This window comes from Dyella sp. 05T440 (genome assembly GCF_056395965.1).
This window is the reverse complement of sequence record NZ_JBFTKN010000008.1, coordinates 1-11,987: the sequence shown is the minus strand read 5'-3', so window position 1 is coordinate 11,987 and position 11,987 is coordinate 1. Positions and strand designations below refer to the sequence as shown.

The 11,987-nt window shown below is 64.9% G+C and carries 10 protein-coding genes; 8 read left to right on the top strand and 2 right to left on the bottom strand.

The window, feature by feature from the left end; all coding sequences use genetic code 11:
- The first annotated feature begins 7 nt into the window (after positions 1-7).
- From AC1DE1_RS11975 to AC1DE1_RS11945, 7 genes are all read left to right on the top strand, one after another.
- A complete protein-coding gene (locus AC1DE1_RS11975; protein WP_477176690.1) occupies positions 8-988 on the top strand; it encodes an AAA family ATPase in 981 nt (326 codons plus the stop codon).
- Positions 989-1,004: 16 nt separating this feature from the next.
- Complete coding sequence (locus AC1DE1_RS11970; RefSeq protein WP_477176691.1) at positions 1,005-1,955, top strand: DUF58 domain-containing protein; 951 nt, start codon at positions 1,005-1,007, stop codon at positions 1,953-1,955.
- A 3-nt stretch (positions 1,956-1,958) separates the two neighbouring features.
- Entirely contained in the window at positions 1,959-2,459 is a 501-nt protein-coding gene (locus AC1DE1_RS11965; RefSeq protein ID WP_441605276.1) for a DUF4381 domain-containing protein, read from the top strand.
- Positions 2,446-3,468, top strand: coding sequence for a vWA domain-containing protein (locus tag AC1DE1_RS11960; RefSeq protein WP_477176692.1), 1,023 nt, complete (start codon positions 2,446-2,448; stop codon positions 3,466-3,468). The genes AC1DE1_RS11965 and AC1DE1_RS11960 overlap by 14 nt, the downstream gene beginning before the upstream one ends.
- Before the next feature lies 1 nt (position 3,469).
- A complete protein-coding gene (locus AC1DE1_RS11955; protein WP_477176693.1) occupies positions 3,470-5,089 on the top strand; it encodes a VWA domain-containing protein in 1,620 nt (539 codons plus the stop codon).
- Positions 5,086-6,426, top strand: a complete 1,341-nt coding sequence (locus AC1DE1_RS11950; protein WP_477176694.1) for a BatD family protein — start codon at positions 5,086-5,088, stop codon at positions 6,424-6,426. Before AC1DE1_RS11955 ends, AC1DE1_RS11950 begins: the two co-directional genes overlap by 4 nt.
- Positions 6,427-6,542: 116 nt before the next feature.
- Positions 6,543-9,011 (top strand): tetratricopeptide repeat protein, encoded by a 2,469-nt coding sequence (locus AC1DE1_RS11945; RefSeq protein ID WP_477176695.1) that lies wholly within the window; start codon positions 6,543-6,545, stop codon positions 9,009-9,011.
- A gap of 54 nt (positions 9,012-9,065) precedes the next feature.
- Here the strand turns inward: AC1DE1_RS11945 and AC1DE1_RS11940 are convergent, their stop codons facing one another.
- Positions 9,066-9,443: a DoxX family protein gene (locus tag AC1DE1_RS11940; protein WP_441605281.1), complete on the bottom strand. Its 378-nt coding sequence runs from the start codon at positions 9,441-9,443 to the stop codon at positions 9,066-9,068.
- A gap of 163 nt (positions 9,444-9,606) precedes the next feature.
- Positions 9,607-10,416 (bottom strand): SDR family NAD(P)-dependent oxidoreductase, encoded by an 810-nt coding sequence (locus tag AC1DE1_RS11935; protein WP_477176696.1) that lies wholly within the window; start codon positions 10,414-10,416, stop codon positions 9,607-9,609.
- A gap of 316 nt (positions 10,417-10,732) precedes the next feature.
- Between AC1DE1_RS11935 and AC1DE1_RS11930 the strand changes: the two genes are divergently transcribed.
- Positions 10,733-11,353, top strand: a complete 621-nt coding sequence (locus AC1DE1_RS11930) for a hypothetical protein (RefSeq protein ID WP_441605283.1) — start codon at positions 10,733-10,735, stop codon at positions 11,351-11,353.
- Positions 11,354-11,987: the final 634 nt, after the last annotated feature.

Genomic DNA, 11,987 nt, shown 5'->3' with positions numbered 1-11,987 from the left:
AGTGGACATGAATGCGAAAGAGGCCGTTGCGACGCTGCAGGCGCAGATGGAGACCTCCATCATCGGGCAGCGCGAGCTGATCCGTCAGATGATCGTGGGGCTGCTGGCCAATGGTCATCTGCTGCTCGAAAGCCTGCCTGGCCTGGCCAAGACGCGTGCGGTGAAGAGCATGGCCAAGAACCTCGATACCCAGATGCGCCGCATCCAGTTCACGCCTGATCTGCTGCCTTCGGACATCACCGGTACCGAAGTGCTGCACCAGAAGGACGGCCAGAACGTATTCCAGTTTCAGCCGGGCCCGATCTTCGGCAACGTCATTCTTGCCGACGAGATCAACCGTGCGCCAGCCAAAGTGCAGGCCGCACTGCTCGAGGCGATGGAGGAGCGGCAGATCACCGTCGCCGGCACTACGCACAAGATGCCGGACCTGTTCATCGTGATGGCCACGCAAAACCCGATCGAGCAGGAAGGCACGTATCCATTGCCCGAGGCGCAGCTCGATCGCTTCCTGATGAAGGTGCTGGTCGACTATCCGGACAAGGACAGTGAGATCAGCGTGCTCGAACTGGTGCGCAGCGAGGAGGTGGGGGCGTCCCATGGTGCGGGTGCAGGGCAGGACTCGCGTATCGCACCAGCCAGCGTGTTCGAAGCGCGTGGCGAGATCCATGCCATGCATGTGGCGCCGGCGATCGAGCAATACATCATGGCCCTGGTCGACGCCACGCGCCATCCGGCCAACTACGACAAGACCCTGGCCACCTGGATCCAGATCGGCTCCAGTCCACGCGGCGGCATTGCGCTGGAACGCACCTCGCGCGTGCATGCATGGCTGGAAGGGCGCGACCATGTCACGCCCGATGATGTGCGTGCGATGGTGCATCCCGTGCTGCGCCATCGCCTGATGCTTTCCTACGACGCCAGCGCCGAAGGCATCCATGCCGATCAGGTGATCGACAAGATTCTGGAGCTGGTGGCCGTGCCGGCCTGAGCGGGAGATCGGTGCGATGGCAGCGGTATCGGACAGCGACATTGGTACGGTCTACGTCACGCCTTCGTACCTGGCGCGGATGGAATACGATGCGCGCCGCCTGCGAGCCACGCCGCACCGCCCGCATCACAGCATTCTTGCGGGACGACATGCATCGCGCCTGCGCGGACGCGGCCTCAATTTCGAGGAGATCCGAGCCTACGTGCCGGGCGATGATCTTCGCCACCTGGACTGGAAGGCGTCCTCGCGCGTGGGTCATGCCCTGGTGCGCTCGTACACGGAGGAACGGGATCGACCCGCGCTGTTCGTGGTGGACCAGCGCATCTCGATGTTCTACGGCACGCGCCGCGCGATGAAATCGGTGGTGGCGGCGGAGTTGGCGGCACTGGGCGCGTGGATGTCGTTCCAGGCTGGCGACCGTGCCGGCGCGGTAGTGTTCGATGACAACCATATCCAAAGCATCCGCGCCCATCGCAGCCGATCGCGCGTGCTTGCGATGCTTGGCGCGTTGGCGCGCAGCAACCAGGCCTTGCGCGCGGATGATCCGGTGCGCATCAATCCCGGGCAACTGGATGCCGCGCTGCGTGCCGCACTGCATCTGGCGACGCACGATTACCTGGTCTTCATCGTCAGCGATTTCCTGGGGGCGGACGAAGAGACTCTGCAGCTGATCCGTGAGCTGGCCACGCACAACGACGTTGTCGCCGCCCTGGTGTTCGATCCATCCGCCCGCGCTCTACCGGATCGGGGCAAGATCGTCGTCACCGAGGGCGAGCTGCAAGTGGAGCTGGATTTCGACCGCAAGACGGTTCGCGAGCCGCTGGGCGTCATGTTCGACCGGCGCCTGCAGGAAACCGTCGAACTGGTGCAGCGTTGCGGCGTGCCCATGCTGGCCATCGATACCGAACAGCCCACGCTCCTGCAGGTGGCGCGCATGCTTGGGCGCTTCGCCCTGCGCGGGAGGTAGGTGGTGCTATTGCTTCCCGACAAGCCGATGGCATCGATTGCGGATCTCAAGGATATTCCGGCGCCGCCGCCGGTGTCCTACGCACCGCAGACCGCCGGATGGTGGGTAGTCGGCGGCCTGATCGTGCTCGGCTTGCTGCTGTACGCGTTCTTTCGCTGGCGCAGGTGGCGGCGCAATCGCTATCGGCGCGAAGCGCAGGTCGAGCTGGACGCCATCGAGCGCGCAGCGAACGATGCGGCCACGCGCCATGAGGCACTGGCCGCGCTGCCCGTGCTGGTCAAGCGCACGGTGCTGTCGTGGGCGCCACGGCAAGAGGTGGCGCCGCTGACGGGCGAAGCGTGGCTACGTTATCTCGATCGGACCTATCCCCGGGGTGGATTCGTGCAAGGGCCGGGGCGTCAGCTCGATGCACTCGCTTACGGGCCGCGTGAGCTCGGCAAGGACGAACTCGCTGCCTTGATGGCACTGCTGCGCCACTGGATCGACGACCATGTGGCAGCTTGAGCACCCCTGGCTGCTGCTGGTGTTGCCTCTGCCGCTGCTGGTGTGGTGGCTGTTGCCGCCGTACGGCGAACGCACGCGCGCTGTGCGCGTGCCGTTCTTCGACGAATTGACCAAGGCTACAGGTCAAACGCCCGCGCGTGGTGCCGTCGTATTGCGTGGCAACTGGCTGCGCCGCGTGCTGGCGCCATTGTGCTGGGCGTTGGTCGTGCTGGCCCTGGCCGGACCGCAGCATCTGGAGCCGCCGATCGAACGCACTGAATCGGCGCGCGACCTGCTGCTGGCGATCGATCTGTCCGGCTCCATGGCCACGCCCGATTTCCTGGATCCACAAGGGCAGCGCATCGATCGCTTGAGCGCCGTGAAGGGCGTGGTCGATGATTTCATCGCCCATCGCACGACCGATCGCATCGGCCTGATCGTGTTCGGCACCAACGCGTTTCCGCAGGCGCCGTTGTCGCTCGACCATGTGGCCGTGCGCGAGTTGCTCGACGAGCTGCGCGTGGGCATGGCGGGCGAACAGACGGCCATTGGCGACGCCATCGGCGTGGCCGTGAAGATGACCGAACATTCCCAGCAACGCGAGCGCGTGCTGATCCTGCTGACGGATGGCAACGATACGGCGGGCCGCATTCCCGCGGACAAGGCCGCTGAGATCGCCAAGGCCGGCCATATCGTGATCCATACCATAGGCATCGGCGATCCGATGGCCAAAGGCGAAAACCGCGTCGACCTGGACGCACTCAAGCGCATTGCCAGCGCCACGGGCGGGCGCACCTTCCGCGGCGAAAACCGCGAACAGCTGGCCGGCATCTATGCACTGCTCGATCGCGTGACACCCAGCAAGGTGAAGCATTCGGTCTACCGGCCGAAGGTCAGGCTCTACTACGTTCCCCTGGGCGCGGCGCTGCTGTTGATGATCGCCTATCACCTGGTGATGCTTGGCGTGTTGGCGCCGCTGGCACGCCGCCGCGACGTGTCCCGGCTGTCGCCCGGTACGTCGGAGAGCTGAGATGGAACAGGGTTTTCATTTCATCCGACCGCTGTGGCTGCTGTTGCTGCCGGCAGGGCCGTTGCTGCTGTGGTGGTGGGGCCGTCGCAACGACCCGCTGCAACGCTGGAAAGGCATGATCGCGCCGCACCTGCTGGCGCATCTGGTGGTCGGCGACAGCGAGCGCTGGCGTCCCCGTCCCATTCACCTGGTCTGCGCTGTGCTCGTGCTGGGCAGCATTGCCTGCGCCGGCCCCACGTGGGAACTGGAATCGCCGCCGTTTGCGGAGGACCGCGCGCCGCTCGTCGTGGCAATGGATCTCTCCGCGGCGATGAACGCGATGGATGTCTCGCCCACGCGGCTGGAGCGCGCCAAGCAGAAAGTGCGCGACCTGATGGCCCTGCGCGTGGGCGGCCGCACCGGCCTGATCGTCTACACCAGTTCGGCGCATATGGTGTTGCCGCCGACCGACGATGCGGCATTGATGGAAATGTTCCTTTCGGCGCTGAGCACCGACCTGCTGCCAGCCGGCAAGGGACTCAACGCAGGCGCCGCACTCGCGCTGGCCGACAAGCTGCTCAACGCGGAAAGCGACCCGGGTACCATCGTGTTCTTCACCAGCGGGTTCGACGATGCACAGATCCCGGCGTTCGTGGCGCATCGGCAGCACTCGCGACAGCAGGTGTTGATGCTGGCGGTGGGCACCACCGAGGGCGGCCCATTGCGCGGGGCCAATGGCCAGATCCAGACCGGATCGGATGGCACACCCCTCAACGCCAAACTTGATGACGGCGCGCTGCAGCGGCTCTCCGCGCAAGCGCATGTTCCACTGGCCAGCATCACCTCAGGTGGCGAAGACATGCAATGGGTGCAGCGCGAGGCCGTCCATCACCTGCAGATCGTCAAGGACAAATCGTCGGTGCACTGGAAGGAGTATGGCTACTTCCTGTGCTACCCGCTGGTGCTGATCGCGCTGTTCTGGTTCCGGCGCGGCTGGATGGTGCGCTGGGTGTTCGTGCTCGGCGTTGCCGGGCTGGCCATGCATCCATCATCCGCGATGGCGGCGGACTGGCATGTGGCCGACTGGTTCTTCACCCCAGATCAGCAAGGCCGCTGGTACTACGAGCATCGCGATTTTGAAAAGGCGGCCCGGCATTTTCAGGATCCCACCTGGAAGGGCTGGGCGTTGTACCAGCATGGCCGCTGGGACGATGCACGCAAGATCTTCGAAACCTTGCCTGGTGCGGACGCTAAGTTCATGACCGGCAACAGCTATGCCCACCAGTTCGAATACGAGGAAGCCAAGGAAGCCTACGACGAAGCGCTGCGCCTGCGTCATCCCTTCCCGGACGCCGAAGCCAATCTGCGCCTGATGGTCACGCTGATGAAGCAGCGGGAGAGCGTGCCGGCCGAGGACGAGGACGACGAAAGTCGCCCCGACCAGGTCAAGCAGGACAAGGAGGGCGCCAAGGGCAAGGGCAAGATGCAGGTGACGGGCAAGCGTCCCTCGCAGCTGCCCGCCGATGTGTGGATGCGCAACCTGGGCGTGTCGCCTGCGGATTTCCTGCGCACCAAGTTCAGCATCGAAGAGGGCCAACCGGCACCCGCGCCCGCCAGCAGCACAGCGGGAACGCCACCATGAAATGGCTGATGGCATGCCTGCTGTATCTGTGCGTCGTGCTCGCTTATGCCGACGAACCCGTGGCACCACCCGCAACGCCGCCAGTGCGGGTGCGCGTGCACCAGGAGCCGGCGGGTACGCTGATGCAGGGCGAGACAGCCCGCATCGTGGTTGACGTGCTGACCTCCGATTTCTTCATCGATGCACCCGTGCTGCCGGAGCTGCACGTCGACGGCGCTTATCTGTCGCTGTCGGCTGAGACACCGGGACACCTGGTGGAGACGGTGGACGGTCAGTCGTGGTCCGGCGTTTCACGCACGTATCTGATCACGCCCCTGATGTCGGGGCCGATCGACATTCCGTCGTTCGAGATCACCGCCCATCTCGGCGCCCAACGCACGCCTGTTGCCGTGCAGACCCAGCCCCTGTCGCTGGAGGTGCGGGCGCTGGTGCTGCCGGCCGGCGTCACCGAGGCGCTGATCGCCCGTTCGCTGAAGATCACCCAGACCATTACGCCGGACAATAGCAGGCTGCATGTCGGCGACACACTGACGCGTCGCATCGAGATATCCGCCGAAGGCGCGCCGGCGATGATGCTGCCGCCCAGCAAGTTCGCACCGGTGGATGGTTTGACCTTGTACCCGGCCTCGCCGGTGGTGCGCGATGCGGTGGACAACCACGGCGGTTTCGTCGGTGGCACCCGCGTGGATGCAGCCAGCTACGTGATCGATCACCGTGGTCGCTATACCCTGCCGCCGATCAGCGTGCGCTGGATGGACAGCCGCACGCGCGAATGGCGCGAGAGCACCGTGCCCGCTGTGCATTTCCATGCATGGTGGGGAGCGGCGAACAAGCCGCGATTTGCGTTACCGCAGCGTGGTTTCATGCCACGGCTGATCGGCTGGTTCTCCAGCGATGCAGGACTGGCGATCTTGATGCTTGCCGTGCTGGCGGGACTCGCCTGGTATTTCCGCGCCTGGTGCGTGAGTCAATGGCAGCGCTGGAAAGATGCGCGTTTCCGCTGGCGCCATCGTGAAGCCGTCGCATTCCGCGCCGTTCGCCGTCGACGCAGCGAGACTTCAGCGGCCGTGCTATCGCAGGCCATCGATGCATGGGTACGACGGGCCGCGGACGATGGCGCACCCGCCAGCATCGACGCCTGGGTGTCGCGCCATGGCGATGCCGCGCTGCGCGATCAGTGGAACGCGCTGCAGGATTCCCTCTATGGCGGCAACAGTTCGCCATGGTCCGCCAACGTACTGGTCGATGGGCTTGCCGCCGCAAGGCGCCAGTGGAAGCGCAGTCGCTGGCGCTGGCGACAACAGTCGGCGTTGCCGCCGCTCAATCCCGCCGCGTGAAGCGCGGCGCGCATTCACGGCGTCATCGCAGATACCCGTTACCATGCCCGCGCGGCTGTTGAAACACAGCGCCACGGGAAGCGGCGCATACACTCGTAGAGGCTTGGGGAGAGGGCATGGGGCGTTCCAGGAAGAGCCACGGCAAGCGCTCTGGCAAGAGCGCGTCCGCGCGTCCCGCCGCACCCGCAAGCGCGCCCCCGTCGACCGAAGAGCGTCGCGGGCTCTGGTGGCTTCCGCTCGGCGTGGCCTTGCTGGTGCTGGTGGTGCTGGGCATCTGGTGGCTGCGCGTGCCGGCACCTGGTGTGGCCACCACGCCCGTGGCCTCCGTCGCCTCGGCGCCAACACCACCTGCCGCCGCGTTGCCGCCCGCGCACTATGTGGGCACGCAAGCGTGTGCTTCATGCCATGCGAAAGAGACCCAGGCCTGGCAGTCATCGCATCACGCGCTGGCCATGCAGGTGGCCAATGAGCAGACCGTCGAAGGTCATTTCGAAGGTGCGCTGAAGCAAGACGGCGCCGTCGCCAGTTTCTCCAAGCGAGGCAGCACGTATACCGTCAAGACGGACGGTCCCGACGGCAAGCCCGGCGAGTTCGAAGTGAAGTACACCTTCGGCGTCTATCCGTTGCAGCAGTATCTCGTCGCGTTTCCCGATGGCCGTCTGCAGGCGCTGCGCGCGTCATGGGACGCGCGTCCGGCAGCCGAAGGCGGGCAGCGCTGGTTCAATCTGTATCCCGGCGAGCATATCGACGCGCACGACACGCTGCACTGGACGCGCCTGAACCAGAACTGGAACTACATGTGCGCCGACTGCCATTCCACCCATGTGCAGCGCAACTACGACTTGGCGAGCAACACCTTCAAGACGAGCTGGAACGAGATCAACGTCGCCTGCGAAGCCTGCCATGGTCCAGGCTCGCGTCATATGGAATGGTCGAAGGCAACCCAGGCTGCGCAGCAGGCCGATCCGTCGATGGGCCTCACCATCGCGCTCGACGAGCGCAAGGGCGTGCGCTGGATTCCCAATCCTGCCAGCGGCAACCCGGCGCGCAGCGCGCCACTGGCGACGCATCGCGAGGTGGATACCTGCGCAGTCTGCCATTCGCGACGCAGCATCATCGCCAAGGACACCGCGCCCACCGGTCGGCTGATGGACACGCACGATCCCGTGCTGCTGGCCGAAGGCCGCTATCACGCCGACGGTCAGCAATTGGACGAGGTGTATGTGTACGCCTCCTTCCTGCAGAGCCGCATGTACGCCAAGGGCGTGACCTGCAGCGACTGCCACGATCCGCATACCGGCAAGACCCGTGCACAGGGCAACGCCTTGTGCGAGAGCTGCCATACCCCAGCGGTATACGACACCGCGGCACACCACATGCATAAGGAAGGCAACGCGGGTTCGCAGTGCGTGGCCTGCCATATGCCGTCGAAGAATTACATGGTGATCAATGCGCGTCCGGATCATTCCATCCGCGTGCCGCGTCCGGATCTCACCGTGCAATACGGCGTGCCCAACGCCTGCGCCAACTGTCACGCCGACAAAGGTGCGCAGTGGGCGGCCGATGCCATCGCCAGGGCGCATGGCCCCGAGCGCAATGGCTACCAGCATTTCGTCGAGGCGCTGGATGCCGCGCGTCGCGGCAAGCCGGGTGCGTCATCCCTGCTGACCACGCTGGCCGCCGATGCCAGCTCGCCGGTGATCGCGCGCGCCACGGCGGTCAACGAGCTTCGTCGTTACGCCAGTCCCGATGCGTTGCCGGCGATCCAGTCCGCACTGGCCGACGCCGATCCGCTGATGCGTGCCGCCGCACTCGATGCCTTGCTGGCATTTCCCACCCAAGTGCGCGGACCACTGGCGGCGCCGCTGGCCGACGACGCAGTACTCGATGTGCGCGTGAAAGCGGGCCGCGTGCTGGCCGGCGTGCCGGACGAGCAACTCGATGTCACCCAGCGTGGCGCACGCGATCGTGCCTTCACCGCGTATCAACAGGCGCAGGCGGCGATTGCCGATCGTCCGGAGTCGCACTACAACCTTGGCGTGGTCTATGTTGAGCGAGGCGACACGGCGGCTGCGGAACAGGCATTCCGCCAGGCGCTCAAGCTGCAGCCGGACTTTGTGCCGGCCTACGTGAATCTCGCCGACATGTATCGAAACAGTGGCCATGAGGCGCAGGCGGAAGGTGTGATCGACGACGGTTTGCGCGCCGTGCCAGGCAACGCCAACCTGCTGCACGCCAAGGGCTTGTCGTTGATTCGGCAGAACGAGACGAAAGAGGCCATGCCATGGCTCGAGCGTGCCCATCGCGCCGAACCGGACAATGCGCGCTTCGCTTACGTCTATGGCGTGGCGTTGAATTCCGCAGGCAAGAACGAGCAGGCGCGCACGCTATGGGAAGCAAGCCTGCGCACGTCACCCTACGATGCGTCGCTGCTGTTTGCGCTGGCCGGTGCGGAGCGAGATGCGGGCCATGCGGACAAGGCCCGGGAGTACGCCGAGCGCCTGGTGGCCGTGGCCCCGCGTTCGCGCGAAGCGCACGAACTGCTGCAAAGCCTGGGCGGCGACAACACGCCCGTCTTCCATTGATCGGGCCAGCTGCCACCTGGCGCGCACCGTCGCGCCAGGGTCGGTGGAACCGCCTTATCGCTTGTCCAGCGAGTACCTCCCGGGGCCGGCAATCACCAGCAACAGCAGTCCGCCGGCAATGCTCACGTTCTTGTAGAAATTGATCATCGTGCCGACGCGTTCTGGATCGACCATATGCCAGAACTGGTGGCCGATCACCGCGGCAGCCAAGGTATAAAGGCCCAACAGCAAGGCCAGCGGCCGCGTGTAGAAGCCCACCACGATGGCCAGTCCCACGACGAACTCCATGATCACCGCGATGCCGGCCGTGGCCGCTGGCATCGGGACGCCAACGGAACCCATATAAGCGACGGTCGCGGAAAAGCCCTCGATCTTGTTCCATCCGAAGATAACAAACAGAACCATCAGCAGAAGGCGGGCAAGCAGAAGCATGCCGTCCCTGCTGTCTGCCAGTAACGTATATCGCATGGTCGTTCTCCCATGACTCTACGCAAGGCATGCGGGTAAGAGGCCCGCGTGGATCGCACCAATGCGCGGTGCGGTCGAGCACACTATAAGCCTGCACGCGTGCAATGGCGTAGCCGGCGTTCTCAGTTCAGGCGTCTTCGGGGATATCGCTCTTATAGCGATCGGCCGCCACGTCGCGCGACAGCTCCGGAGCCATCCGGCGGCGCGCCTCGTCGTAGCGGTTCCATGCTTCGATGTCGGGCAGCGAAGGAATCGTCACCACTTCGCCCTGGTCATAACCAGAAAGCGCGGCGTCCACCATTTCGTCGACTTCCATGATCATGTGCGCGGGGATGGCATCGAGGCCCGCCTGGGTCCAGATCTCGGTGCGCGTCACGCCGGGCAATACGCACTGCACGCGGATGCCGCGCTCGGCCACCTCCTTGTGCAGCGCGAGGGTGTAAGTCAGCACATAGCTCTTGCTCGCCGCATAGGCGCCGCCGAAGAGCTCGGGCGCAATGGCCAGAGCCGACGCGATATTGATGATGCTGCCCTGGCCGCGCGTGACCAGTCGCGGGAGCAGGGCAGCGACCAGCCGCGAGGGCGCCGTGATGTTGAGCGCGATCATGGCCTGCACGTCGTCGGGCGAGGTCTGCGCGAGTACCGATCCGCCGCTGCGGCCTGCGTTGTTCACCAGGATGCCGATGGCCGCATCATCGCGCAGGCGCTGTTCGACCTTGGCGAGTTCGGATTGCGAGGTCAGGTCGGCCGCCAAAACGTCCACTTTCACGTGATATTCACGGGAAAGTCGCGTTGCGAGTGCTTCCAGACGCTCCACCCGGCGCGCCACCAGCACCAGCGGGTGGCCGCGCTGGGCGAAACGGTCGGCATACGTGGCGCCAATGCCGGTGGAGGCGCCGGTGATAAGGACGGTGTCGAGCGGTTCGGCAACGGACATGAGCGATGACTCCGCAAGTATGGATGGCCAGATCGCGTGACTCGCCGCGATGCATGCCGGCAAGCTTGCTCCCCACCGGCGGCCCTGTCACGCCCCATGGGGTTCGCACGAGCCGTAAAAGTACCTAGCACTCTTGGGTGGTTTTACGCTCGTGGGCCGCGACGTCCTGACCGAACATGATCGGGCGAGGGGACGCCCATCACGCCGACGTGAAACACCGTCACGCGGGCCCTCCAGGAAACTGGCCGGCGCCTGGCGTCCGCCTTCCAACGCACCAACCGCCAAACGGCGATCGACACCCAAAGGAGACAAGCTCATGAAGACATTCCAGCATTCCACGGCATGTGTGCTGGCCGCGGCGATGGCGATGTCCGCGCCCATGTTTGCGACGGCACAACAGGCTGCCTCCGAGTCTGCGGTCAATTCAACGGTGCACGAGCTGGGTCGCGAGGACAAGACGATCACGGCAACCGTCGTATCCGTCGATCAGGAAAAGCGGCTGGTCACCTTGAAGGGTCCCAAGGGCAAGGAAGTCACAGTGCAGGCTGGCCCCGATGTGCAGAACCTCGACAAGCTCAAGGCCGGCGATCAGGTGACAGCGCACTATCAGGCCGCGGTAGCTTTGCAGGTGATGTCCGCAGACAGCGCCCAGCCAGGCGTGGACTATTCGGCAGGCCAGTCTTCTGCACCCAAGGGCAGCGAGCCGGGCGCCAAGGCAAGTCAGAGCGTCACGGTGACGAGCAGGCTGACCGCGGTAGACCTCAAGCACCACACCATCACCGTGGCCGGTCCGGACGGCAAGAGCCGCACGATCGAGGTGAAGGATCCGGAGCGCCAGGCGCAACTGAACAAGCTGAAAGTAGGCGACATGATGGTCGTCACTTATGTCGAGGCGTTGGCGTTGACGGTGACGCCGAAGGGGAAGGCGGCGAAGTAAGGTGGGGCTTGAGGGGGCCGCGTGGCGGCCCTTTCTTGTTTGGCATCGTTGTGCGGCTGGTGTTGATCTTGATGCTGGGCGCAGATTTGGTTTCTGCTTGGCGTCTCGGTGGGCGAGGTCGTTTTTTTTTTGCGCGACATCCCGGCGGAGGCCGGACCTTGGCTTGTCATCCCGGCGCAGGCCGGAAGGGCTTTTCAAGCGCCGCATGGCTGGTCATCCAGAGCCCCGGTGCTTAGTTGTTGCGTTGACGCCAGGGTGCCGCCTGCGCGGCGGGCGTTTCGATCGGCTGCCGCCGCTCGAATCACTTTTCTTTTGCTGGCCCAAGAGAGCCCTCGGGACTAGCTTCGCGTCGAAAGTAACCCAAAGAAAATGGCCTGATAACGCCCGCAGCATCGTGTTGAGATAAGCCCGAACGCTCGAGGCGCGTCCTTATGGGACAACCTCCGAGGGTACACAGCGCGTACCTCAATGCGCTGCGCAACGCGCCCGAATCGCTGAGGACTTAAAGCGGGGCCTCGCTGCGCATCGGCTTTCGTCGTCCCGCTTCCCTTTGCCACGCGKGCTTGTCTGTGGGAGCGCACCCTGTGCGCGACAGCCACGCCGCGGTGTACCGCTCCGTAGGTTTGTCGCGCAC